Below are 24575 nucleotides of genomic sequence, written 5' to 3'. Positions count from 1 at the left end.
CCCATCAGAGGAATACCCATGTCTGCACCCCTGATCCATACCCAGATCGACCGTCGCGACGGTGAAGACGTCTGGTTCCGCTTCACCCTGAGCCAGCTCCCGGCAAGCCCCTGGAAGCTGCACTTCTGCCTGGCTCGCCACATAGATCCCCAGTCGGTGGAAGGGGGATCTCTGGCGCGCCAGAGCGGTAGCTACAAGGTACTGGTACCCAATGAGGGGGTCAGCGAGCTGCGTTTTTGCTGCCGCAACACCCCCATCAAACGCTACTCCGATCTGCCCCAGGGCTTCTTCCTCAGCCTGACGGACGAAGGCGCCCAAGCCCAGCTGCAACCCGTGGTGCAGACGGGCCAGGATCTCGGCCTGCCGCCGAGCCCCGCCGTGACCCCCGATCTGCCCGAGGTGGAGCCCGCCAACGGCATAGTGCCACAGCCGGTGCACCTGAGACTGCCGGAAGGCAACTTCCGCCTGGCCGAGCGAGCCCATGTCAGCGGCCCAGTCTCCCTCGCTCCCCTGCTGGCCCATTTCAACGAGCTGACGGGGCTCGCCCTGACACAGGATCACGACGCCGAGATCCACCTGGTCGAGGCGCCGCTTACCCCCGAGGGCTATGAACTCACCATCACGCCGGAGGAGATCCGCATCCGGGCCGCCGGGGAGGCGGGCTGGCGCCATGGTCTGGTGACCCTGGCACAGTGGGCCCTGCAACACGGGGAGAGCCTGCCCTGCCTCGAAGTGGAGGATGCACCGCGCTTCGGTTTTCGCGGCATCTTTCTCGACTGCGCCCGCCACTTCCACTCCATCGCCACCCTCAAGCGCCTGCTCAAGCAGATGAGCCTCTACAAGTTCAACCGCTTCCACTGGCACCTGACCGATGACGAGGGCTGGCGCCTCGAGATCAAGGCCTTCCCCCAGCTGACCGAGGTGGCGGCCTGGCGCGGCCACGGGTTGGCGGTGGATCCTCAGCTCAGCGGCGGCCCCGAGCCCTATGGCGGTTACTACACCCAGAGCGAGGTGCGCGAACTGGTGGCCTACGGCGCCGGGCTCGGCATCACCATCATCCCGGAGATAGACATCCCGGGTCACTGCCACGCGGCCATCAAGGCGCTGCCAGAGCTGCTGCGAGAAGAGGCGGACAGCTCCCGCTACCTCTCGGTGCAATATTTTGACGACAACGTGCTCAACCCGGCCCTGCCCGGCACCTATCGCTTCCTGGAGGCGGTGATCGACGAGGTGTGCGCGCTCTTCCCCGGCACTCAGGTGCACATGGGGGGGGACGAGGTGCCCAACGGAGTCTGGACCGACAGCCCCGCCTGCCAGCAGTTGATGGCAGAGCAGGGCTACTCCGATTGCCGGGAGCTGCAGGGCCACCTGCTGCGCCACTGCCAGCAATACCTGGCGGCCAGGGGCAAGCAGATGCTGGGGTGGGAGGAGATACTGCACGGGGACAAGGTGAGCCGGGACGCCACCATCTTCGCCTGGACCAGCTTCCAGGCGGGGCTGGATGCCGCCTCCGCGGGTTACCCCGTGGTGATGGCCCCGGCCCAGTCTCTCTATCTGGATCTCGCCTGGAGCCCGGACATCCATGAACCCGGGCTCTACTGGGCGGGGACCCTCAATCTGGAGCAGGTCTACCGATGTGATCCTGCACCGGTCGATTTCCATGCCAACGATAACATCCTGGGGGTGCTGAGCCCCTTGTGGTCGGAACTGGTCACCTTTCGCGATCGTCTCGACTACATGTTGTTCCCGCGCATGCTCGCCACGGCCGAGGTGGCCTGGAGCGACCCCGCCCGCAAGGCCTGGGATCACTTCGCCGCCCGCCTGCCCGGCCAGCTGCAGATCCTCGATCAGTTACAGGTGCGTTACCGGGTGCCACAGAGGTAGTGTTGTCTTTCTCTTTTTGGCGACCTTTTGGTCGCCATTTTTTTACCACTAAACAACAGAAATCCAACCTAGCCCCTACTTTTACTCTGCCTTTGTTGGCAAAATAAGGCCCCCGATGAGGCCGGGCAAGACGCACTGCGCCCGGGCCTGCATCCGGCTCAACCACAATAACAACCAACAACGCATCGGAGCTTATCCTTATGGCCCGCAAACACGTCCAAGTCCAGGACAGTGAAGTTGAGTTCCCCGCCGACGTGCAACTCGTCTCCACCACGGATCTGCGCGGCGTCATCACCTACGCCAACCCCGCCTTCTGCCGCATCGCCGGCTACCAGGTCGATGAACTGGTCGGACACAACCACAACCTGGTGCGTCACCCCGACATGCCCAAGGCCGCCTTCGCCGACCTCTGGGATCGCCTCAAGGAGGGCAACCCCTGGCGCGGCATGGTCAAGAACCGCTGCAAGGATGGCCGCTATTACTGGGTCGACGCCTATGTGACCCCCATCTACGAGAACGGTAAGATAAGCGGCTACCAGTCGGTGCGCTGCAAGCCGGAGCCCCAGCTCAAGCTGGTCGCAGCCCAGGCCTATCAGGCCCTGCTCAAGGCCGAACAGGGCGGCGCCAGCAAGCTGCCCTCCCTGCACAGTGCCAGACCCCTGCTGCTCGGCCTGCTGATGCTGGTGCTCTTTGGCTGGGCGGCCTTCTCCCAGGGTGCCCTGACCGTGCTGCTGATGCTGCTGCCCCTGCTGGCCGTCGCCGGCACTTACTGGCGCGAGCTCATCTCGCTGCCACGCTACCTCAAGCGGCTCGGCCAGCAATATGACAGCCTGACCCGGCTGGTCTACTCGGGGGATGCCCCCGGCGCCATCGCCGATTTCCATCTCAAGATGCTGCAGGCCCGCATTCGTACCGTGCTGGGTCGGGTCAACGACGCCACCCATCCCCTGCAGACCCTGGCGACCGACCTGCAGGACTCTTCCCATCAAGCCTTCCTCGACATCAACGAGCAGGACGCCCAGACCCAGCAGATGGCCGCCGCCATGACCCAGATGGCCAGCACGGCCCACGAGATAGCGCGTAACATCCAGGACACCAACAGCCAGGTGACAGAGGCACGCAGCAGTTGCCAGCACACGGTGCAGCAGCTGGATCAGACCGAGCAGCAGATGGAGCTGCTGGCCAGGCAGGCGGAGCATGCCTTCCACTCCGCCGTCGAGCTGGCGAACGAATCCGAGCGGATCGGCAGCGTCATGGGCGAGATCCAGGGCATCGCCGAGCAGACCAACCTGCTGGCCCTTAACGCCGCCATCGAGGCGGCGCGGGCCGGTGAACAGGGACGCGGCTTTGCGGTGGTGGCGGACGAGGTGCGCACCCTCTCCACCCGCACCCACAAGGCGACCGAACAGATCCAGGGCAGCATCCGCCAGATCCAGCAGACCCTGGGACGCTGGCAGGGGATGATGCAGGACAACCTGGCCCAAACCCGCGAGTGCGCCCTGATGACGCGCCAGGGCTCCGGCAACCTGCATCTGGTGCTGGGGGAGATAGATCAGGTGACCGAGTTCTCCACCCAGATAGCCGCCGCGGCCGAACAGCAGCAGGCGGTGGTGGAGGAGATCAGCCGCAACATCCACCAGATCTCCCAGTACTCCCGCGCCAACAGCCAGAAGATCCAGGCGGTGGATAACTCCAGCCAGGAGCTGCTCAAACGTGCCAGCGAGCTCAGGGGGCTGAGCCAGACTTTCGGCTGAGCCGGATCCCCTGTTGCCCCCCAGACCACGGAAGCGCCACAATGGTGGCGCTTTTGTTTCACGCCGAGTAACACACCATGATGATGACCCCTCCTCCTTCCCCCTTGGACAAGGTGGCGCGCATCGAGGCTATCCTGGCCCTGATCCCGGCCGGCCGGGTGGTGAGCTACGGCCAGGTGGCGGATCTCGCGGGCCTGCCCGGGCGGGCGCGGCTGGTGGGAAAAGTGTTGCGGGAGACCGACAAGACGCTGCCCTGGCATCGCGTGCTGGGCGCAGGTGGCACCCTCTCCTTGCCCAAGGGCTCGGCGGGTTTTGATGAACAAGTAGGAAGATTGCAGGAAGAGGGGGTGCCCGTGATTGGCGGGCGGGTCAGGATGGGGGAGTGGCAGTGGCAGCCCGACCTCGCCGAGCTGCTCTTTCTGATCCCGTTCTAGTCCCTTTCTGGGCGATTTCGCTAATCGCTGGCAAGGGGGCCCAGGATGTCGTCGCAACGTACCTGCACCGGGATGGTTTCATCTTCCCGCTGCAGCAATACCAGCAGACTCTGCCTGTCCACTTCCAGCACATAGGCCGTTCCTTCCCGTGTCAGGCAGGTCATGCCTGGCCGGATTTCATGTATCTCCATGACAACCTCCCTGTCTTGTGCTGCCATCCATGCAGCTCTCTCAGTATACCGCCATCTCCCAATAAAAAGGCCCCTCGCAAGGGGCCTCTTTCATCATGGTATGAGCGGTAGTGGATCAGGCTTTCTTCGCCTTGGGCAGGCTCTCCTGCCATTTTCCATTGTCGTAATGGGCGGTCCAGCCCGTTGCCTTGCCGTTCACCTCCGTCATCACGTACTGCTCCTTGCTCTTGCGGCTGAAGCGCACCACGGATGCGTTACCGTCAGGATCTGACGCCGGGGCGTCGGCCAGGTACTGATGCTTGGGCGACAACCGATCACGGAAGCGCTTGAGCTCCTCCACCAGAGGCGCACGAGTCTCGCGTGATTTCGGGAAGTTGCTGGCGGCGAGGAAGAGACCGGCGGCGCCATCACGCAACACGAAGTGGGCGTCGGACTGGGTGCACTTGAGCTCCGGCAGCGGCACCGGATCTTCCTTCGGCGGCGCTATGTCACCGTTTTTCAGGATCTTGCGGGTGTTCTTGCAGGTCTCATTGGTGCAACCCATGTACTTGCCGAAGCGACCGTTCTTAAGCTGCATCTCGGAGCCGCAGCGATCGCACTCGATGCTCGGCCCTTCATAGCCCTTGAGCTTGAACTGGCCCTGCTCGATTTCGTAACCGTCGCAGTCCGGGTTGCGACCACAGACGTGCAGCTTGCGGCTGTCGTCGATGATGTAGGCATCCATGGCGGTGCCGCAGACACCGCAGCGGTGCTTGGCGCGCAGCGCCTCGGTCTCGGCTTCGTCCCCGTCGGTGGCGGAGACGAACTCGTCCGCACTGACCAGGTTGATGGTCTTCTTGCAGCGCTCCTTCGGCGGCAGGGCATAGCCGGAGCAACCGAGGAAGACGCCCGTGGTGGCGGTGCGAATGCCCATCTTGCGGCCGCAATCCGGGCAGTCGATGTCTGTCAGCACCATCTGGTTGGCTCGCATGCCCCCCTCTTCCGCCGGCTTGTCGGCCTGCTCCAGCTCCTGGGTAAACTCGGCGTAGAAGGCGTCCAGCACCTTCTTCCACTCCAGGCTGCCTTCGGCGATGCCATCGAGCTTGTCTTCCATCTTGGCGGTGAACTCGTAGTTCATCAGCTCGACGAAGTTCTCCACCAGGCGGTCGGTGACGATCTCACCCATCTTCTCGGCGAAGAAGCGGCGACTCTCGACCCGCACATAACCGCGATCGACGATGGTGGAGATGATGGAGGCGTAGGTGGACGGGCGGCCGATGCCGCGTTTTTCCAGCTCGCGCACCAAGGCCGCTTCGGTGAAGCGGGCGGGCGGCTTGGTGAAATGCTGACGGGGATCCAGCTTGACCAGCTTCAGGATCTCGCCGACGGTCACCGCCGGCAGCTGACTGTCGTCCCCCTTGCGACCCATGGGCGGCAGGGCCTTGGTCCAGCCGGCGAAGCGCAGGGTGCGGCCACGGGCCTTGAGCTCGAACTCACCAGCCTTGACGGTCAGGGTGGAGGAGTCGTACTGGGCCGGGGTCATCTGGCATGCCACAAACTGGCGCCAGATGAGGTCATAGAGCCGCATGGCGTCGGGCTCCATCCCTTCCAGCATCTCGGCAGTCACCTGCACGCTGGAGGGGCGGATCGCCTCGTGGGCCTCCTGGGCGCCGGCCTTGGAACCATAGAGATTCGGATCGCTCGGCAGATAGGCGGCGCCATACTGCTCGCCGATATATTCCCGCACCGCCTCGACCGCCTCTTTGCTGAGGTTGGTGGAGTCGGTACGCATGTAGGTGATGTAACCCGCTTCATAGAGACGCTGGGCCATCATCATGGTCTTCTTGACCCCGAAGCTCAGCCGGGTGGAGGCCGCCTGCTGCAGGGTGGAGGTGATGAAGGGGGCGGACGGCTTGGAGCCGGTCGGCTTGTCTTCCCGGTTCACCACCTTGTAGTCGACCCCTTCGAGGGCAGCCACGGCGGCGAAGGTCTCGGCCTGGGTCACCGGCTTGAAGTCGACGCCGTTGCGGCTGACCACCTCCATCCGCAGATCCGCCTTGTCACCGGTCAGCAGATCGGCGTTGAGATCCCAGAACTCCACCGGCACGAAGGCTTTGATCTCGCGCTCTTTATCGACGATGAGGCGCACCGCGACGGATTGCACCCGACCGGCGGAGAGACCGCGGGCCAGCTTCTTCCAGAGCAGGGGGGAGACCATGTAACCCACGACGCGGTCGAGGAAACGACGGGCCTGCTGGGCGTTGACGCGATGGATGTTCAGCTCGGACGGCTGGGCAAACGCCTCCTGGATCGCGGTCTTGGTGATCTCGTTGAACACCACGCGCTTGTAGCGGCTGTCGTCGCCGCCGATGATCTCGCGCAGGTGCCAGGCGATCGCTTCCCCTTCTCTATCCAAGTCGGTTGCGAGATAGATGGTGTCGGCCTTGGCGGCCAGACTTTGCAACTCGCTGACCACTTTTTCCTTGCCGGGCAAAATCTGGTAGTTGGCCTGCCAGCCTGCGGTCGGGTTGATCCCCATCCTGGAGAACAGGGCGTTGCGATCCTTGGCCGCCTTCTCGGATTCGCTGAGCTTGATGCCGCGAATGACAGGTTTTTTGGGCTCGGTGCTGCCGCTGCCGCTGGTCGGCAGATCGCGCACGTGACCGACGCTGGATTTCACCACGTAGTCCTTGCCCAAATATTTGTTGATGGTCTTGGCCTTGGCCGGAGACTCCACTATGACCAGTGATTTGCCCATGCTGTAACTATTATCCTCATTGCACCCGACGGGGTTGGCGTGCGGTTTTGTGGGGCTGTATAAGAGATTTGACGGGAAAAAGCAATCTTGTGAACAAATTTGCCATGCAGCCCGAACCACCTTGCTTCTTTATTTATTAATGCGAAGGGGAGGCGCGGGAAGCAACCGCTTTTTTGTTTTTATGCTATATCCCCCCCTTTTTTAGATTGGAAATGACATATCCAGCCACCCCCGTCACATAAAAAACCATCTTGGTTATCAGCTTGTTACAAAGGATGAAATCTCTTTATAATGGCCGCACGCCGCAGCTTTGTGCGCGGAAGGAACCGCTCCCCATATAAAAATCGAAAGGATGTAGTCATGAAGCACTTCGAGGTCAACTTCGACGGCCTGGTCGGCCCCACCCACAACTATGCTGGTCTCTCCTATGGCAACGTGGCGTCCCAAAGCAACGCCAAGGAAGCGTCCAATCCGAAGGAGGCGGCCAAGCAGGGGCTGCGCAAGATGAAGGCGCTGACCGAGCTCGGCATGACGCAAGGGGTGCTGGCGCCGCAGGAGCGGCCGGATCTCGCCACCCTGCGCCGCCTCGGCTTCACCGGTAACGATGCCAGCGTCCTGGCCCAGGCCGCGAAACAGGCCCCCGCCGTGCTGGCCGCCTGTTACTCCGCCTCCAGCATGTGGACCGCCAACGCCGCCACCGTATCCCCGAGTGCCGACACCCAGGATGGCCGCATCCATTTCACCCCCGCCAACCTGACCAACAAGTTCCACCGCTCCCTGGAGCCCGAGGTGACCGGCCGCATCCTGCGCGCGGTGTTCAACAACGATCGCCACTTCAGCCACCATCAGCACCTGCCGGAGAACGATCACTTCGGTGACGAGGGGGCCGCCAACCACACCCGCCTGTGCCGCGCCTACGGCGAGGCCGGGGTCGAGCTGTTCGTCTATGGCCGCAGCGCCTTCGACGTCTCACAGCCCGCCCCCAAGCGCTACCCGGCCCGCCAGACCCTGGAGGCCAGCCAGGCCATCGCCCGTCTGCACGGCCTGGGGGAAGAGAGCGCCGTCTTCATCCAGCAGAACCCGGACGTAATCGATCAGGGGGTGTTCCACAACGATGTGATCGCGGTGGGCAACCAGAATGTGCTCTTCTTCCACCAGCAGGCCTTCCTCCATACCGAGGCGGCCCTGGCCGAGGTCCGCACCAAGTTCGGTGAAGGGGAACTGCACTTCATCGAAGTGCCGACCAATGAGGTGTCGGTGCAGGACGCGGTGAAATCCTATCTGTTCAACACCCAGATCCTGACCCTGCCGAGCGGTGAGATGGCGATCATCGCCCCCACCGAGTGCCGTGACAACCCGGCAGTATCCGCTTATCTTGCCAAGCTCGTGACCCTGGGCACCCCCATCAAGGGGGTACATTTCATGGACGTGAAGCAGAGCATGCGCAACGGCGGCGGCCCCGCCTGCCTGCGACTGCGGGTCGCCATGAACGACGCCGAGCTCGCGGCGGTCAACCCGGCCTGCCTCATCAACGACAACCAGTTTGCCCGCCTCGACACCTGGGTGGATCGCCACTACCGCGACAGCCTGGCGCTGGACGATCTGCGCGATCCAGCCCTGGTGCTGGAGACCCGCACCGCCCTGGACGAGCTGACCCAGATCCTCAAACTCGGCTCCGTCTACCCCTTCCAGCGCTGAGGCGCGCCATCGGCCAGCAGAGCCGACGCAATAAAAAGAGAGCCGGGCAATGCCCGGCTCTCTTTTTAGTCCTTTGCACTGAGCTATAAAACCTGTTCACGAGCTGTAGCGAGAGATCGTCAGCAAGGTGAAGAGCAGCACAGGAACCGGAGTGTGTAGATACACATGAGAACTCTTGGTTACAAACAAGCGAGCAGCACATGAGCCTTGATCACGACCTCGCAGTAAGCTCGAAACAGGTTCTCAGCGCCAGGGACTCTGCTGCCAGAGGCGGCCGAGCGCCCCCTCCAGCCCCAGTGCGGCCTGGCGGCCTAGCCGCTGGGTCAGGCTCTTGGGCTTGCGGTAGCTGATGCCGACCACCTTGTGGTGGCTGGCCTGGGCCAGCAGGTAGTCATCGCTGGCGCAGAGCGCATCCACCAGGCCGAGCTGCTTGGCCTGGCTCGCCAGCCAATGCTCCCCCGTGGTGACCTTGTCGATGTCGAGGTCGGGTCTGTGCTCGGCCACGAACCCCTTGAAGCGCTCGTGGATGGCCCCCAGCTCCTCGCGAAACTTCTCCCGACCCAGATCGTCGTTCTCGCCGAACATGGTGATGGTGCGCTTGTACTGACCGGCGGTGTGCATCTCAAACTCGATGTCGTGCTTTTTCAAGAGCTTGTTGAAGTTCGGTAACTGGGCTATCACTCCGATGGAGCCGACAATGGCAAAGGGCGCCGCCAGTATCTTGTCCGCCACACAGGCCATCATGTAGCCACCGCTCGCCGCCACCTTGTCGATGGCCACCGTCAGCGTGATGTCCTTGTCACGCAGGCGCTGCAGCTGGGAGGCCGCCAGGCCATAGCCGTGCACCACGCCGCCGCCGGACTCGAGGCGCAGCAGCACCTCGTCCCCGGGCCGGGCGACCCCAATCACGGCGCTCACCTCTTCCCGCAGGGAGGCCACTTCCCTCGCATCCATGCTGCCGTGAAAATCGAGCACAAACAGCCGGCTGCGCTCATCGGTCGCCTTGGCGCGCGCCTTGTCTTCGGCCTTGCGTGCCTTGTCCATCTGCTTGCGCTCGGCCTTGCCGGCCAGGGCCGTCTGCAACTGATGACGCCCCTGCTCCAGCTCGCTGGAGAGATCGGTCACCACCAGCTCCCCCTTGCGGGTCCTGGGCTGACGGCTGCTCGCCACCATCAGGACGACGGCGCCGATGGCCAGCAGTAGGGTGAGGGTCTTGGCCAGGAACAGGCCGTATTCGGTCAAAAATGCCACTTGATGCTCCGCGCTATGTTCGGTTTTTTCACATAGTAAGGAGTTTGTCGGCGCCGCGCAAAAACTCTGCCCTGGCCCAGGGCCATCTTGCGCCAATTCAGGCTACCGCCCTGTTTTCTTCACATTTTTGCCGTCTCATGCTGGTCAACGGCAGGGCCGGATCAGTACACTTGCCTCCTCTATTGCGCCCATCCGCCACAGATTTGTTAACAGGAGTGCACATGCTCGATTATCAGGCCCCTCGGGATCTGCTCAAGGACAAGGTCATTCTGGTAACGGGTGCCGGTGACGGTATCGGCCGCGAAGCGGCGCTCACCTATGCCGCCCACGGCGCTACCGTGGTGCTGCTCGGTCGCACCAGCGCCAAGCTGGAGGCGGTCTATGACCAGATAGAGGCGGCCGGCCACCCGCTGCCCGCCATAGTCCCTGTCGATTTGAAAGGGGCCACCGCCGCCCACTACCGCGGCATGGCCGAAACCTTCTCCCAGCAGTTCGGCCGCCTCGATGGCGTGCTGTTCAATGCCGGCCTGCTTGGCACCCTCTCCCCCTTCGAACATATCCAGGAGAAGGAGTGGGACGAGGTGATGCAGGTCAACGTCAAGTCGGAATTCCTGCTGACCCAGGCCCTGCTGCCCCTCATTCGCCAGACCGCCAAGGCGCACGGCGAGGCCTCCATCGTCTACACCTCCTCCAGCGTGGGGCGCAAGGGACGAGCCTACTGGGGCACCTATGCCATCTCCAAGTTCGCCGTCGAGGGCATGATGGAAGTGCTGGCGGACGAGCTGGAGAACACTGGGGTGCGGGTCAACACCCTCAACCCGGGCGGCACCCGCACCAGGATGCGCGCCAGCGCCTTCCCGGCGGAAGATCCCCAGTTGCTGAAGACCCCGGCCGACCTGATGCCGCTCTATCTCTATCTGATGGGGCCGGACAGCCGTGGCAAGACCGGCCAGACCTTCGTGGCCCAGCCCAAATAAATCAACACACTAACCAGATGGGGTTAAAGTGAAGGGGGGCGCCAGTCGCGCCCTGTTGAATCCCATCGGCCCCTGACAGGTTGCACTATGTTTCGTCCCAAGAGCACGTTTGAGCAATGGCGGATCTTCCAGGCCGTGGTGGACTGTGGCGGTTACGCCCAGGCCGCGGAGGCGCTGAACAAGAGCCAATCCTCCCTCAATCATGCGGTCGCCAAGCTGCAACAGAGCCTGGGGCTGGCCCTGCTGGAGGTGAGGGGGCGCAAGGCGGTGCTGACACCGGCGGGGGAGATCTTCCTCAAGCGGGCCCGCCAGCTCAGCCAGCAGGTGGAAGAGCTGGAGAACCTGGCCAACAACCTGGAGCGCCAGTGGGAGCCGCAGATCAACCTCTATGTGTCGGTGCTGCAACCGCGCGAGCGGCTCTATCGGGCGTTGGCGCACTTCCATCCCCGCAGCCGGGGTTGCCGCATCAATCTGCACGAGCGGATCCATTGCCACTTCAATGCACTCCAGGTGGGTGATCTGATGCTCTCCGAGCACCTGCCCCACGATCGCACCGGTCTGCCCCTGGACGAGGTCTGCCTGTTGCCGTTGTGCGCGGCTGAACATCCCCTCGCCGGGCAGGAGGAGCCCATCACGGCCGAACTGCTCGCCAGCCATAACCAGATAAGCCTGCACCCCCCCATCCACCGCTCGGTGGACTGGAACGATGCGGATGACACCGGCTGGAAGGCGACCCACTATCGCGAGGTGCTCAGCATGGTGAGCCTCGGTCTCGGCTATGCCTGGGTACCACGCCACCTGGTGCAGGAGGAGCTCGCCAGCGGCGCCCTGGTGAGGCTCGATCTCGCTGGCGGCAGCGAGCGCTACCTCTACACCTACCTGCTCACCCCGTCGACCGATGCCCTGGGGCCGGCAGCCGAGCTGCTGCTGCGCTGCCTGCGCAACGAATACCAGGCCGACAGCGGCAAATAGTCCCGCGCCGGCCAACGCGGCCGGCCCCTGCTCATCCCGTCAGGCCCTCACTCGCCCGCCCCGGGCACCTCACACATTGGGCACCCGCCAGCAGGCGGCCAGCGCGGCCAGCGCCAAGGCGGTGGCCACCATGAAGACCCCGTGAAAACTCCAGATCTCCGCCACCGTCCCCGCTATCGCGCCCGCCATGATGGAGCCGGTGCGGATGCTGTTGGCAAACAAGGTGGTTGCCACCCCGGCCCGGCCCGGCATCAGATCCTGGAAATAGGACATGCCGATCCCGGCGACGATGCCGATGAAGATGGCGTTGAGCAGTTGCAGCGCGATGAGGGCCCCCTGACTCGACAGGGTCACCAGGCCGGCGTAGAAGCCGACCCCGGCCAGCACCGCCAGCAGCATCATGGGCCGCTTGCCAAAACGCCGGGTGTAGTAACCCGCCAGCAGCATAAAGGGGATCTCCAGGGCCGCCGCCGTGCCCATCAGGATCCCGGCCAGCTTCTCCTCCAGTCCCAGCTCACGGGTGATGTAGAGCGGCATGTTGATGAGGTACATGCTGTTGCAGGTCCACATCAGAGTGGAGGCGATGAAGAGCGCCCGCACCGAAGGATCTCGCCAGCTGCTGACCCGCTCCCCTTCGCCCCGGATGCTCGGCAGCGGCAGGGAGGGCAACCAGCGCCAGACCACGAAGGCACAGATCAGATAAGCCAGGGCGGAGGCCAGATACATCACCTCGAAGCCGTAGCCGATGGCGAGCGCGAAGGCCGCCGGTGGCCCAATCACCCAGGCCAGGGAAAACTGGGCCCGCAGCACCGAGCTGAACATGTCCGCCCGCTTGTTGCGGCTGTCGGCATATTCGCGTGCCAGGGCAAACAGCTGGGGACTGGCGGTGGCGGTCAGGCTCGCCAGCACCACCCCCAGGCTCACCAGCAGCCAGTATTGCCGGTTCCAGGCAAACAGCAGGGAGAGCACTATGCCGGCGACACAGCAGCGCAGGATCAGTTGCTTGCGATCCCCCCCGTTGTCGGAGCGATGGCCGAGCCACTGGCTGATGAGGATGCCGATCACCGCGTTGACGGTATAGAAGAGCCCCACCAGAAAGGGGCGCACCTGCACCTCCTCGGCCAGAAACAGGCTCAAAGTGGGCACCTGGAGTGCCACCGCCACCCCGGTCATGAAGGTCACGGCGAGGAAAGAGAGAGAGACGGGATCCGGCCTCTTGCGGGCAGCACTCAGCAAACTCATAGAGATACCATTGATATGGAAGAGAAAAAGGGAGCCAGAAGCCGGCGGGTGTACAGTATGACGGCGTTTATTTTATGCGATTATCAACAGCCACCTCAAGGGTTGCGAGGCCACGTCCAAGTCCGTACATTGGTAAACCCTCTGGCCAGTACAAGGATTTCACATGTTTGATTTTGATCGGGAGATAGATCGCAGCGGCACCATGAGCCTGAAGTGGGACAAGTACAAGGGTCAGGATGTGCTGCCCATGTGGGTGGCCGACACCGACTTCGCCTCGCCCCCCGCCGTCATCGAAGCGCTCACGGCGCGGGTGGCCCACGGCATCTTCGGCTATTCCCGCCCCTCCCCCCGGCTGATCGAACTCATCATCACCCGCATGCAGCAGCGCTATGGCTGGACTATCTCCCCGGAGTGGCTGGTCTTCCTGCCGGGGGTGGTGCCCGGTCTGAACCTCGCCTGCAAAGCCTGGAGCCAGCACGGCCGTGGCATCATCACCCCCAAGCCGGTCTACTACCCCTTCCTGCAGGCGCCGGGCTTCAACGATCGTCCCCTGCTGACCGTTCCCATGATGGAGGAGGCCGGACGCTGGGTGCTGGATCTGGAGGAGCTGGAACGCCAGGCTCCCTCCGCCGACCTGCTGCTCTTGTGCAACCCGCACAATCCGGGGGGCACCGTCTTCACCCGCGAGGAGCTGCTCACCATCGACGCCATCGCCGAGCGCCACAATCTGGTGGTCTGCTCGGACGAGATCCACTGCGATCTGCTGCTGGACAAGGATGCCCGCCACCTGCCCTACGGTGCCCTGAGCCCGTCGGCCGCCGAACGCAGCGCCGTCATGATGGCGCCGAGCAAGACCTTCAACATCGCGGGTCTGTGCTGCTCCTTCGCGGTAGTGCCCAATAGCCGCCTGCGCCTCAAGCTGCAGCAGGCGATGCGCGGCATCAGTGCCGACGTCAACCTGCTGGGCTTCGTGGCCGCCGAGGCCGCCTACGAGGGTGGTGAACAGTGGCTCAGCGAACAGCTCGACTATCTGAGGGCCAACCTGACACTGATCGAACAGGCGGTTGCCCGCTGGCCCGGCGTCAAGCTGGCAAAGAATCAGGCGACCTATCTCGCCTGGATCGATGTGAGCGGCCTCGAGCTGGATGACCCGGTCGCCTTCTTCGAGCAGGCGGGTGTCGGTCTCTCCCCGGGCGCCCAGTTTGGTGATGGCCAATGCGTGCGCCTCAACTTTGGCTGCACCCGGGCTCGCCTCACCGAAGCCTTGGCGCGCATGGAGAAAGCCATTCTTCAGCGCAGCATCTGACAAGGATCGCACGCTCCGGCAAGCCACCGGGCAAGGCTCAGGGAGACGCTGGCTCGCATGGAGAAGGCGATTCTCCAGGCACGCCACTGACGGCAAGGAGGGGGCTGCCGGTCAGCCTCCCCCAGCCATGGACGGGAATGGCGAAAGCCATTCAGGTTCACATCTGATATAGATAAGATGTGACTCATGACGGGATGAGCCTGGTTCATCCCTTTTTTCAGCCATTGTTCCGGTTCCCTATGCACCCAAGACCCCTGCGCGCCCTGTCACACCTGTTACACCTTGTCCAGCCCTGGCTGGCGGCCGTGCTGGCGCTGCCCCTGTCTGCCGCCCCCGCCTATGTCACCATAGGCACGGGGGCGCTCAACGGCGTTTACTACCCCACGGGGGGCGCCATCTGCCGCCTGCTCAACGACGACAGTGCCAGCCACGGGTTGCACTGCACGGTACAGAGCACCTCGGGTTCCATTGCCAACCTGGCCGCACTGGCCAAGGGCGACATCCAGCTGGCGCTGGTACAGTCGGATGTCTTGTTCCATGCGGCCCACGGCAGCGGCCCCTTCGCGGGTCAGGCCCCGAACGATCAGCTGCGCAGCCTGCTGCGGCTCCATAATGAATCCCTGACCCTGCTCGCCAGTGCCACCAGCAACATCACCACTCTGGCGGACATCGAAGGCAAGCGGGTCGATCTGGGCAGCCCCAACTCGGGAGACAGGGTCACCAGCCAGGCACTGCTCGAAGCCATGGGCTGGCGCCCAACCGACTTCACACTGCCTCCCGTGGCATCCCCCGGCAACCGGCTGGAGGGACTCTGCAACGGTACCCTGGATGCCGCCTTCCTGGTTGCCGGCCACCCCAATCAGGGGATCGGCGATCTGACCGGTCGCTGCCAGGCCCGCCTCATCCCCATCGAGGGGGAGCAGATAGACAAGCTGCTCAAGCAATACCCCTACTACCAACGCAGCCGCATCGGCGCCAATCTCTACCCGGGGCAGACCAGCTCCCTCGCCACCTTTGCCGTGACCGCCGAGCTGGTGGCCAAGGCCAGCCTGCCCGAGGCCGAGGTGCGCACCCTGCGCGACGTGCTGAGCCGCCATCTCAAGCAGTTCACTCGCCTGCACCCGGCGCTCACCACCCTTACCCCCGAATCCATGCAGGCAGGGGACATACTCCCGCTGCACCCCGGCATGCTGGATGCCGTACCGACCCTGTTGCCCGAGTCCCTCACCCCCTCCGGGGCCGAGGCTACCTCAGGGGAGCTCCCCACGGCGCCGTCGGCCCCCACCAGCGCGGCCACCCCGCTGGAAGGAGCTGAGGTGCTGCCGGAGCAGCCTGCTGGCGCCACCCTGCCGGCCAGCTCGGATGCGGTGGCGACCGGGCAAGCCCCGGCGCTGACCACGCTACCGGTGCCGACGGAGGCTGATATAGCGCAGGGCAGCCAGCCGGATGCGGCCAAGATCGCCACCCCTTCGGCGGCAAAGAGCACCGAGCAAGCGACAACCGCCACACCCGTACCGGGCAGCCCAAGCGGCGCCTCGCCGGTCACCGGCGAGACGCCAGCCCCCGCCCAATGACGGGGAGAGCACAATGCAAGAGGCCACCCTGGGGTGGCCTCTTGTCATCTGACTGTTCAGCGAAGGGCACCGGGTTCACCCTTTGGGGGACAGTAACGAGTCCGGGCGCAGGATCTCCTCCTCCACCCAGTGCAGCAACTGCTTGATGGCTCGCGACAGCACCTGGTTCTGGCGCACCACATACCCCAGGCTGGTGCCGGGGAAGTCGGTCAGCCGGGTCACGGGAGCGGTGAGCTTGAGCCGCGGGTGGAGCGAGAAATCCGGCACTATGGCCACCCCGAACCCCGCTTCTGCCCAGTCGAGCTGGGCATCCACGCTGCCCACCTCCATGATGCGGCAGCTCGGCAGCCCGAGCAGGGGCAAGGAAGGGTCAATCAGCGCCCGAGTGCGGGTGTCGTGCCCCAGCAGGATCAGGGTCGGTTCGTCGAGGGGATCGCTCTCCCCCGCCCTGGCACGGGCCTGCCAGCGGGTGAGCCCCTGCCCCAGCGCACACCAGGTCACCTGCTGCAATTCGGTGTAGTAGAGCGGCTCGCTGCGCTTTTGCGCCATCACGAAGCCGAGATCCGCCTTGCCCGCCCTGACCAGATCCGCCGCCTGATCCGAGGTGGTGTTGAACAGGGTGAGATCGATGCCGGGAAAGGCCTGCTTGAAGCGCTGGAACGGCTGGATCAGCAACAGGCGCGAGATGATGTCGCTGGCGGCGATGGCGAGCGTCCCCTGGCTCAACTGGCTGAGGGCGTTGAGATCGGACTGACAGAGCTGCAGCTCGTTGATGGCACGCTCGGCACTTTGCAGCAGCCGCTCGCCAGCCTGAGTCAACCGAAACGGGCTGCGCTCGATGAGCTTGACCCGGGTGGCCTGCTCCAGGTTCTTGAGGTGCAGGCTGACGTTGGGCTGGGTCATGTGCAGCTCGGTGGCGGTCTGGCCGAAGTGCTGCAGGCGGGCCAGGGTGACAAAGGTATTTAACCAGTGAATATCCAACATGAGGTAACTCTCACCCACGGCTGGCGCGGGGTGGCGCGTCATGGCGGGGCTTTGCCGATAAATTGGCCATAATTATATGACTTACTTATCGGAATTATAAAGATAATTAATTTTTCTAATCCGCATAGGGCTCCTAGGATGGACGCCTAACGTCTTAGGAGAAAGAGTCATGTCGTCTATCGTAGTCGTAGGTGCTAACTGGGGTGATGAAGGCAAAGGCCGCATCGTCGATTATCTGGCAGGCCAGTCCGCCGCCAGCATCCGTTTCCAGGGCGGCAACAACGCCGGCCACACCGTGGTCAACGATCTTGGCACCTTCAAGCTGCACCAGCTGCCAAGCGGCGTCTTCAACCCGGATTGCCTGGTCGTGCTCGGCCCTGGCATGGTCATCAGCCCGGAGCCGCTGACCAAAGAACTGGCCGAAGTGAAGGCCGCCGGCGTGACTCCGAAACTCGCCATCTCTGACAGAGCCACCTTCTGCCTGCCGATCCACGCGCTGGAAGACACCCTGGAAGAAGTCCGTCTGGGTGATGGTGCCTATGGCTCCACCCGTCAGGGCATTGCCCCGGCTTACGGTGATCGGGTCATGAAAAAGGCGATCCTGGTGGGCTGGCTGAAACAGCCGGACGTGCTGGTCGAGCGCATCCAGTTCTTCCTCGACTGGAAACTGCCGCAGCTCAAGGCGCTCTACCCCAGCTTCGAATTCAGCCAGACTGCTCAGGAGATGGCCGACTGGCTGCTGGAAGTGTCCGCCCCCTGGATCGACGCCGTCTGCAACGTCAGCGAGCCGCTCAAGGCCATCCAGGCCAAGAACGGCACCCTGCTGTTCGAAGCCCAGCTGGGCGCCGGCCGTGACCTCATCTACGGTGAGTACCCCTGGGTGACCTCCTCCCACGTCTCCGGCGCCTACGCCGGCATCGGTGGCGGCCTGCCGGCCCTGCGCCCCGAGCGCGTGATTGCCGTGGCCAAGGCGTTCAGTACCTCGGTCGGTACCGGCACCCTGATCACCGCCATGGAGAATCAGGACGAGTTCCGCAAGTTCGCCAACGAGTTCGGCGCCACCACTGGCCGTCCCCGTGACATCGGTTACTTCGATGCGGTCGCCACCAAGCAGGGTCTGGAGATCCAGGCTGCCAACGAGATCGCCCTGACCAAGCTGGACTGCCTCTCCGGCATGCCGGATCTGAAGATCTGCGTGGCCTACGAAGGTGCCAACACCGAGAACCCGATCTGGCCGCAAACTGCCGGTCTGAAGCCGGTGTACGAGTCCATGGAAGCCTGGAGCGAAGACATCTCCCACATCCGCAAGTTCGAAGACTTGCCCAAGGCTGCCCAGCACTACGTGCTGCGCATCGAAGCCCTGCTGGGTGTGCCGGTTCCCATGGTCTCCGTCGGCCCGGGCCGCGAGCAGATGATACTGCGCTAAGCTGCCTCGCTGCTGCCAGCAAGATGTCAAAACCGGCCTCATGGAGGCCGGTTTTTTTATGGCCGGCCCGCTGACTGACGCCCAGGCCACGCCGCAGAGGAAGCCACGCCTTGAGATAAGCCCGGCGCTGACATTCTGCTTCGAGCTGGTTTGCTCCATGGCTAGCCGCAAGCTGAGTCAGACCACCCAAACCCAGGTGCGCATGAGCCACGCCCTCACCCTGCTGCAACAGGGACTGAGCCCGCTGGAGGCCGCCCTCGCCTGCGGTTACGACTCTCCCAGCCGCTTCGCCACCCGCTTCAAGCAGGAGTTCGGCCTGACTCCCCACCAATATTTGCGTACCTGTCCCGCAACGGCGCCACAGCGACAAGTAAATAGTTACTAAAAACAACTCCTGTGTAACCTCATGTAACCCGGTGATCCCGATCACACGTCTCCCCATCCATACTGTGACGCAGCGCCAATCTTTCCGCTTTCTTTCCCCTAGAATGGCCATGAAAACGTTTTTACTAAAATAAACACAAAAAAAGCACCTTCCTTAACCTACAAAATCGTCATTGGAGCGAGATATGTTTCGTAAAAATTTACTTTCCATCGCCCTGGGTGTCGCCCTGTTTGGCCTGACCGCCTGCAACGGCAATGACTCGAGTGCCCCAACCCCGCCTGGCGCCACCCTGGCGAACCAGTATCGGAACGTGATCGATCGCACCGGCACCCCGCTCCAGTTCCGTGACTTTGACAGCTACTCCAACCTCAAATACAACCCGCTGCTCGATCTCGGGGCCTGGCACGGCTTCCTGCTACCCAAAAGCGACGGCGAGTGGGGCGGCTTCACCGGCCCCATGGTGATCGCCGAAGAGTACAGCCTGTTCTTCGCCAGCGAGCTTGACAGGCTCAGTCTGGGGGACGAGAGCGGCCGCGCTTTCCCGCTCACCAGCGCCAGTAAGCATGAGATCTACGCCATCCCCGGCGCCCTGGTGCAGCGCTTCGAGTTCGAGCCCTTCACCCTGGAGCTGGAGCTGCGCTACGGCGATGCTCGCACCGCCCTTATCCGCACCCGTCTGGTGAACAACCAGGATGCGCCCCTCACCCTGACCCTCAACTGGCAGGGGGAGCTGCTCCAGCAGTGGAATGCCAACAAGACGGTCGCCGAGCAGTATCCCGACTGGACCCGCACCATCAGCCAGAGCGAGCAAGGCATCGAGTTCCAGTTCGGCGAACTGCGCAGCACCTGGAACATCATGCAAAGCGGCAGCGCCCGCTACCGCATCGACCGCACCCTGCCGAGCCGCACCACCCTGGACGAGAAGGGGCTCGGCTATGTGAGCGAGACCAGCCTCACCCTGGCCGCCAAGGGTCAGCAGGATATCTACACCCTGCAGAGCTATGTCCACAGCAGCGAGGAGGCGAGCCGCTTCGAGCAGAGCCGCCAGGCGCTCTTGGCCGACCCGGCCGACGCCTTCGATGCCTCTATCCGTCGCTGGGAAGATTACCTGGCGCGCGGCCTCTCCAACCAGGGCATCCCGGAGTCGGAGCGTCGCATCGCGGTCAAGGCGATGGAGACCCTCAACGGCAACTGGCGCTCGCCGGCTGGCGCCATCCTCCACGACGGGGTCACCCCCTCCAACACGGCCCGCTGGTTCGACGGCGTCTGGGCCTGGGACAGCTGGAAGCACGCCTACGCCATGGCCCACTTCAACCCCGAGGTAGCCAAGAACAACGTGCGCGCCATGTATGACTACCAGGTTCAGCCGGATGACCCGGTGCGTCCGCAGGATGCCGGCATGGTGATCGACGCCGTCTTCTACAACAAGCTGTCGGACAGAGGTGGCGACGGCGGCAACTGGAACGAGCGGGACACCAAGCCGCCGCTCTCCGCCTGGGCCATCTGGGAGATCTACAGCGCCACTAAAGACAAGGCCTTCATCGCCGAGATGTATCCGAAGATCCAGGCCTATCACGACTGGTGGTACAGGGCGCGGGACAACAACCGCAACGGCATCATCGAATACGGCGCCACCCGCCACGTCGAGCACAACGACGAGTTCGGCAACATCACCTTCAAGGTGCAGTACGCCAGTGGCGTGCCCGCCGGGCTGGATCTCGCGAGCTGCACCGCCGAAGGGGACGGCTGGTATGGCTGCGCCGGTATGGCGCTCTATCAGCAGGTGCTGAACACAGGCGGGTACGACGAGATGGACATAGGTGCCCAGCACGGCGCCGGCTGGGAGTCCGGCATGGACAACGCCGCCCGCTTCGGCTTCATCGAGCCGGATCAGCTCAAGCGTTACGCCGACAAGGCCTATGGTGGCGACATCGACAAGGCCCGCCAGGACTGGAACGTCGCCTTCTTCGAAAACCACGAGGACGACGGCAGCCTCATCGGCTTCTCCATCGATCAGGAGTCGGTGGAACTCAACGCCTTCCTCGCCAAGGAGAAGCGCATCCTGGCGGACATGGCCGAGCTGCTCGGCAAGCCTGACGAAGGGATCCGCTATCGCGAGGGCGCCAGCCAGCTCGCCGGCTACATCAACAGCTGCCTGTTCGATGAGGCCTCCGGCTTCTATTACGATCGCCAGATTGCCCAGGGGGACGTGGCAGATGCCAACGGCTGCGTCGGCAAGCTGCTGACCGCCCGCGGCCGTGGCCCGGAAGGCTGGAGCCCGCTCTGGGCCGAGGTGGCGGACAAGGAGAAGGCGGCGCGGGTGCGCGAGGTGATGCTGAGCAGCCAGGAGTTCAACACCAAAGTGCCGCTCGGCACGGCGGCCCTGACCAACCCGGCCTACGACCCCGACATCTACTGGCGCGGCCGGGTCTGGCTGGATCAGTTCTACTTCGGGGTGAAGGGGCTGGAGAACTACGGCTATCGCGACGACGCCCAACTGCTGGTCAACAAGCTGTTTGCCAACGCCGAGGGGCTGGCGGGCAGCGGCCCCATCCGCGAGAACTACAACCCGGAAACCGGCGCCATGCAGGGGGCCAGCAACTTCAGCTGGAGCTCGGCCCACCTCTATATGCTCTATCGCAACTTTCTGAAGAAAGAGAGCTAACTCTCAGCGGTAGTCAGCCAACAAAAAGGCCTCCATGATGGAGGCCTTCTTTCTATCAGCGGATCGCGATTACTTGACGGTCACCCGGGCAAACTTGCGCTTGCCGACCTGATAGACGGCGGTACCGGCACCGATCAGTGCCTTGCCATCGTCCAGCTTGTCGCCATCCACCTTGACCGCGCCCTGCTTGATCATCCGTAGCGCCTCGGAGGTGGTCTCCACCAGACCGGCGTCTTTCAGCAGGTTGGCGATAGCCAGACCTTCCCCGTCCAGCGCCAGTTCGACTTCCGGCATCTCGTCCGGGATGGCGTTCTTGGAGAAGCGCTGGGTGAAGTCCTCGTGGGCCGCTTCGGCCGCCGCTTCGTCGTGGTAGCGGGTGATGATCTCTTTCGCCAGCCAGATCTTCACGTCGCGGGGGTTCAGGGTACCGGCTTCGATACCGGCCTTGAAGCCTTCGATGTCCGCCAGCGGGCGGGAGGAGAGCAGCTCGTAGTAGTTCCACATCAGATCGTCGGTGATGGACATGATCTTGCCGAACATCTCACCCGGGGCATCGTGCACGCCTATGTAGTTGGCGGCGGACTTGGACATCTTCTTGACGCCGTCCAGACCCACCAGCAGCGGCATCATCAGCACGCACTGGGCGGCCATGCCGGCATCTTTTTGCAGCTCGCGACCCATCAGCAGGTTGAACTTCTGATCGGTACCGCCGAGCTCGACGTCCGCCTTGAGCGCAACCGAGTCATAGCCTTGCAGCAGCGGATAGAGGAATTCGTGAATGGCGATGGACTGGCCGCCGCTGTAGCGCTTCTTGAAGTCGTCGCGCTCCATCATGCGGGCCACTGTCTGCTTGGCCGCCAGCTTGATCATGCCGGTCGCGCCCAGCTCACCCAACCAAGTGGAGTTGTACTCGATGCGGGTCTTGGCGGGATCCAGGATCTTGAACGCCTGCTCCGCATAGGTGAGGGCGTTGTGCTTGATGGCCTCTTCGGAGAGCGGCGGGCGGGTGCTGTTCTTGCCGGAGGGATCCCCCACCATGGCGGTGAAGTCGCCGATCAGCAGAATGATCTCGTGGCCCAGATCCTGGAAGGTCTTCAGCTTGTTGAGGATCACGGTATGACCCAGGTGAATGTCCGGAGCCGTCGGGTCCATCCCCAGCTTGATGCGCAGCTGGCGCCCTTCCTTCAACTTGGCGACAAGTTCTTCTTCAACCAGAATTTCTTCCGCTCCGCGCTTGATCTCGGCTAGCGCCACCTCGAGCTGGGACATTTTTTGACTCTCCAATCACGATTCCACAGGGCCAGACATATTACTGGAATGGCAGGCCAATTGGAAAGGCGGTAAACTCCGACCTTCTTCTGGGTTCAACTTCGTCAGCTTCTCATGGTCATTTGGCACGCCTTCAACTCTCTTCCTACCTGGCACCGCAAGATGGTGCTTATTCTGAGCATCCTGGTGATGATGCTGGCAGCCTGGCCAAGCGAACAGGCCGTCGCCACCCGGGTCGATGACAACGGCAACGAGCTTGCCCTGCGCCAGCCCGCCGACGCGGCCGCCGCAAACGATGAACTCGAGACCGCGCAGCCCCTCACCCCGCCCAAGCCGCGCTACATCACCAAGCAGGTGAAGGTGCGCCGGGGCGACAACATGGGGGTCATCTTCCAGCGCATCGGGCTCAATACCACTGATCTTCATCTTATCGATCAGCTCGACGGCAGCGATCCCCTGCGGATGCTGCAGCCGGGGCAGGAGCTCACCTTCAAGCTCACCGAACAGGGCGAGCTGCACAGCCTGTATTACCCGCACAGCCTGGAACAGGCGCTCAAGGTGAGCCGCAAGGACGACAGCTTCGTCGCCAGGTCGGTCAAGCTCGAGCTCGACACCCGCGAGCAGGTGGCGAAGGGGGAGATCCGATCCAGCTTCTGGGGCGCCGCCAGCGAGGCAGGCATGACGGAGGATCAGATCATGGACCTGGCCGCCATCTTCGGCTGGGACATCGATTTTGCCCAGGACCTGCAGCCGGGAGACAGCTTCCGGGTGGTCTACGAAGACAAGTATCAGGATGACGAACGGGTCGCCTCCGGCGACATCCTGGCCGCCGAGTTCATCAACCAGGGGGCCATCTATCGCGCCGTGCTGAACCAGGATGGCAACTACTACACCCCGGAAGGCAAGGCGATGCGCAAGAGCTTCCTGCGCGCCCCGGTCAACTTCAAATACATCAGCTCCAACTTCAACCCGCGTCGCCTGCACCCGGTCACCGGCAAGGTGCGCCCCCACAACGGCATCGACTACGTGGCGCCGGTGGGCACCCCCATCATGGCGGCGGGGGGCGGCAGCGTGGTGGCGGCCGGTTACAACCAGTTCAACGGCAACTATGTGTTCATCAAGCACGCTGGCAACTACGTAACCAAATACCTGCACCTCTCCAAGCGCACCGTGAACAAGGGGCAGCGGGTGAAACAGGGGCAAACCATAGGCCTGCTGGGAGGCACCGGCCGCGTCACAGGCCCGCACCTGCACTATGAATTCGTGGTGGGCGGCGTGCACAAGAACCCACGCACCCTCACCCTGCCCCAGGCTGAGACCCTCACCGGGCGCGCACTGGCCAGCTTCAAGGCACAGGCCAGGCCACAACTGGCCAAGCTTGACAGCACGGAGCTGCAACTGGCCCAGAACCAGCGGGACAGCAACGGCAGCTAAGGCCAGAGGGGCTGGCGGGATAATGCCCGCCAGCCCTTTTTATTCAGCCCACTCTTGGCAACCATATTGAGGAGAGCTCATGGCTGAGCGATATATCGGATTGATGCCTGGCACCAGAGTCTGGCATGGGATAGGTGCCGCGCCTTTCTCGGCTCCTTGGTCAGATTTCTCGTCACAGAAGGGCATGTCATGAGCGAGCGCTATATCGGATTGATGTCGGGCACCAGAATATGGCATGGCATTGAGGCCGTGACCCTATTCCCCAATCTCCTGCTCTCTAGTACGACCCGCAATTGAGGAGACACCATGGCTGAGCGCTATATCGGATTGATGTCAGGTACCAGAGCCTGGCATGGGATAGATGCCGCGCCCTCCTCCACTCCTTGGTCAGG

17 protein-coding genes and 1 pseudogene are annotated in these 24575 nt (G+C 63.3%); 12 read left to right on the top strand and 6 right to left on the bottom strand.

The window, feature by feature from the left end:
* The first annotated feature begins 18 nt into the window (after positions 1–18).
* The 3 genes from ACB039_RS06870 to ACB039_RS06860 all read left to right on the top strand — a co-directional run bounded on the left by ACB039_RS06870 (position 19) and on the right by ACB039_RS06860 (position 4072).
* Positions 19–1884, top strand: a complete 1866-nt coding sequence (locus ACB039_RS06870; RefSeq protein WP_371165363.1) for a beta-N-acetylhexosaminidase — start codon at positions 19–21, stop codon at positions 1882–1884.
* A gap of 200 nt (positions 1885–2084) precedes the next feature.
* Positions 2085–3638, top strand: coding sequence for a methyl-accepting chemotaxis protein (locus tag ACB039_RS06865; protein ID WP_371165362.1), 1554 nt, complete (start codon positions 2085–2087; stop codon positions 3636–3638).
* Positions 3639–3715: 77 nt separating this feature from the next.
* Positions 3716–4072, top strand: a complete 357-nt coding sequence (locus ACB039_RS06860; RefSeq protein WP_371165361.1) for an MGMT family protein — start codon at positions 3716–3718, stop codon at positions 4070–4072.
* A gap of 20 nt (positions 4073–4092) precedes the next feature.
* Here the strand turns inward: ACB039_RS06860 and ACB039_RS06855 are convergent, their stop codons facing one another.
* On the bottom strand, positions 4093–4263 hold the full coding sequence (locus ACB039_RS06855) for a hypothetical protein (protein WP_162852227.1): 171 nt from the start codon (positions 4261–4263) through the stop codon (positions 4093–4095).
* Positions 4264–4378: 115 nt separating this feature from the next.
* The gene (gene topA / locus ACB039_RS06850; protein WP_171273422.1) at positions 4379–7000 is read right to left on the bottom strand and encodes a type I DNA topoisomerase; all 2622 of its coding nucleotides are present in this window, start codon (positions 6998–7000) and stop codon (positions 4379–4381) included.
* A 360-nt stretch (positions 7001–7360) separates the two neighbouring features.
* On the opposite strand from topA, the gene astB reads away from it, so the two are divergent.
* Positions 7361–8698 carry an N-succinylarginine dihydrolase gene (astB, locus tag ACB039_RS06845; protein WP_171268703.1) on the top strand — a complete coding sequence of 446 codons (1338 nt, stop codon included), beginning with the start codon at positions 7361–7363 and terminating at the stop codon, positions 8696–8698.
* 243 nt (positions 8699–8941) lie between these two features.
* Here the strand turns inward: astB and sohB are convergent, their stop codons facing one another.
* Positions 8942–9949, bottom strand: coding sequence for a protease SohB (sohB, locus tag ACB039_RS06840; RefSeq protein ID WP_371165360.1), 1008 nt, complete (start codon positions 9947–9949; stop codon positions 8942–8944).
* A gap of 221 nt (positions 9950–10170) precedes the next feature.
* Between sohB and ACB039_RS06835 the strand changes: the two genes are divergently transcribed.
* Both ACB039_RS06835 and ACB039_RS06830 read left to right on the top strand, forming a co-directional pair.
* A complete protein-coding gene (locus ACB039_RS06835) occupies positions 10171–10926 on the top strand; it encodes a YciK family oxidoreductase (RefSeq protein WP_218409409.1) in 756 nt (251 codons plus the stop codon).
* Between the two features lie 87 nt (positions 10927–11013).
* Positions 11014–11898 carry a LysR family transcriptional regulator gene (locus ACB039_RS06830; protein ID WP_005331279.1) on the top strand — a complete coding sequence of 295 codons (885 nt, stop codon included), beginning with the start codon at positions 11014–11016 and terminating at the stop codon, positions 11896–11898.
* A 69-nt stretch (positions 11899–11967) separates the two neighbouring features.
* On the opposite strand, the gene ACB039_RS06825 is transcribed toward ACB039_RS06830, so the two are convergent.
* The gene (locus ACB039_RS06825; protein ID WP_371165359.1) at positions 11968–13140 is read right to left on the bottom strand and encodes an MFS transporter; all 1173 of its coding nucleotides are present in this window, start codon (positions 13138–13140) and stop codon (positions 11968–11970) included.
* Positions 13141–13303: 163 nt separating this feature from the next.
* Here ACB039_RS06825 and ACB039_RS06820 point away from each other — a divergent pair, with 163 nt between their 5' ends.
* Both ACB039_RS06820 and ACB039_RS06815 read left to right on the top strand, forming a co-directional pair.
* Complete coding sequence (locus tag ACB039_RS06820) at positions 13304–14446, top strand: MalY/PatB family protein (RefSeq protein ID WP_371165358.1); 1143 nt, start codon at positions 13304–13306, stop codon at positions 14444–14446.
* Between the two features lie 239 nt (positions 14447–14685).
* Positions 14686–16020: a TAXI family TRAP transporter solute-binding subunit gene (locus tag ACB039_RS06815; protein WP_371165357.1), complete on the top strand. Its 1335-nt coding sequence runs from the start codon at positions 14686–14688 to the stop codon at positions 16018–16020.
* A 75-nt stretch (positions 16021–16095) separates the two neighbouring features.
* Here the strand turns inward: ACB039_RS06815 and ACB039_RS06810 are convergent, their stop codons facing one another.
* Complete coding sequence (locus ACB039_RS06810; protein WP_182788167.1) at positions 16096–17004, bottom strand: LysR family transcriptional regulator; 909 nt, start codon at positions 17002–17004, stop codon at positions 16096–16098.
* A 169-nt stretch (positions 17005–17173) separates the two neighbouring features.
* Between ACB039_RS06810 and ACB039_RS06805 the strand changes: the two genes are divergently transcribed.
* From ACB039_RS06805 to ygjK, 3 genes and pseudogenes are all read left to right on the top strand, one after another.
* Positions 17174–18430, top strand: a complete 1257-nt coding sequence (locus ACB039_RS06805; RefSeq protein ID WP_005331291.1) for an adenylosuccinate synthetase — start codon at positions 17174–17176, stop codon at positions 18428–18430.
* Between the two features lie 70 nt (positions 18431–18500).
* Positions 18501–18815 (top strand): annotated as a pseudogene (locus ACB039_RS06800) (helix-turn-helix domain-containing protein); the annotation flags it as partial.
* Positions 18816–18999: 184 nt separating this feature from the next.
* Complete coding sequence (gene ygjK, locus ACB039_RS06795; protein ID WP_371165356.1) at positions 19000–21480, top strand: alpha-glucosidase; 2481 nt, start codon at positions 19000–19002, stop codon at positions 21478–21480.
* Between the two features lie 69 nt (positions 21481–21549).
* Here the strand turns inward: ygjK and tyrS are convergent, their stop codons facing one another.
* Entirely contained in the window at positions 21550–22749 is a 1200-nt protein-coding gene (gene tyrS / locus ACB039_RS06790; protein ID WP_371165355.1) for a tyrosine--tRNA ligase, read from the bottom strand.
* Between the two features lie 114 nt (positions 22750–22863).
* Between tyrS and ACB039_RS06785 the strand changes: the two genes are divergently transcribed.
* Positions 22864–24183 carry a peptidoglycan DD-metalloendopeptidase family protein gene (locus ACB039_RS06785; protein WP_371165354.1) on the top strand — a complete coding sequence of 440 codons (1320 nt, stop codon included), beginning with the start codon at positions 22864–22866 and terminating at the stop codon, positions 24181–24183.
* Positions 24184–24575 lie beyond the last annotated feature (392 nt).

The organism is Aeromonas sp. S2(2024), assembly GCF_041402505.1.
Lineage (GTDB): Bacteria > Pseudomonadota > Gammaproteobacteria > Enterobacterales > Aeromonadaceae > Aeromonas > Aeromonas media.
The sequence above is the reverse complement of the archived record's forward strand: the minus strand, read 5'-3'. Positions and strand labels throughout refer to the sequence as shown.

Bases quoted from the DNA above. Each gene is read 5' to 3' on its own strand.
- ACB039_RS06870 (WP_371165363.1), top strand. From the start codon at position 19: ATGTCTGCACCCCTGATCCATACCCAGATCGACCGTCGCGACGGTGAA.
- ACB039_RS06865 (WP_371165362.1), top strand. From the start codon at position 2,085: ATGGCCCGCAAACACGTCCAAGTCCAGGACAGTGAAGTTGAGTTCCCC.
- ACB039_RS06860 (WP_371165361.1), top strand. From the start codon at position 3,716: ATGATGATGACCCCTCCTCCTTCCCCCTTGGACAAGGTGGCGCGCATC.
- ACB039_RS06855 (WP_162852227.1), bottom strand. From the start codon at position 4,263: ATGGAGATACATGAAATCCGGCCAGGCATGACCTGCCTGACACGGGAA.
- topA (WP_171273422.1), bottom strand. From the start codon at position 7,000: ATGGGCAAATCACTGGTCATAGTGGAGTCTCCGGCCAAGGCCAAGACC.
- astB (WP_171268703.1), top strand. From the start codon at position 7,361: ATGAAGCACTTCGAGGTCAACTTCGACGGCCTGGTCGGCCCCACCCAC.
- ACB039_RS06835 (WP_218409409.1), top strand. From the start codon at position 10,171: ATGCTCGATTATCAGGCCCCTCGGGATCTGCTCAAGGACAAGGTCATT.
- ACB039_RS06830 (WP_005331279.1), top strand. From the start codon at position 11,014: ATGTTTCGTCCCAAGAGCACGTTTGAGCAATGGCGGATCTTCCAGGCC.
- ACB039_RS06825 (WP_371165359.1), bottom strand. From the start codon at position 13,140: ATGAGTTTGCTGAGTGCTGCCCGCAAGAGGCCGGATCCCGTCTCTCTC.
- ACB039_RS06820 (WP_371165358.1), top strand. From the start codon at position 13,304: ATGTTTGATTTTGATCGGGAGATAGATCGCAGCGGCACCATGAGCCTG.
- ACB039_RS06815 (WP_371165357.1), top strand. From the start codon at position 14,686: ATGCACCCAAGACCCCTGCGCGCCCTGTCACACCTGTTACACCTTGTC.
- ACB039_RS06810 (WP_182788167.1), bottom strand. From the start codon at position 17,004: ATGTTGGATATTCACTGGTTAAATACCTTTGTCACCCTGGCCCGCCTG.
- ACB039_RS06805 (WP_005331291.1), top strand. From the start codon at position 17,174: ATGTCGTCTATCGTAGTCGTAGGTGCTAACTGGGGTGATGAAGGCAAA.
- ygjK (WP_371165356.1), top strand. From the start codon at position 19,000: ATGTTTCGTAAAAATTTACTTTCCATCGCCCTGGGTGTCGCCCTGTTT.
- tyrS (WP_371165355.1), bottom strand. From the start codon at position 22,749: ATGTCCCAGCTCGAGGTGGCGCTAGCCGAGATCAAGCGCGGAGCGGAA.
- ACB039_RS06785 (WP_371165354.1), top strand. From the start codon at position 22,864: ATGGTCATTTGGCACGCCTTCAACTCTCTTCCTACCTGGCACCGCAAG.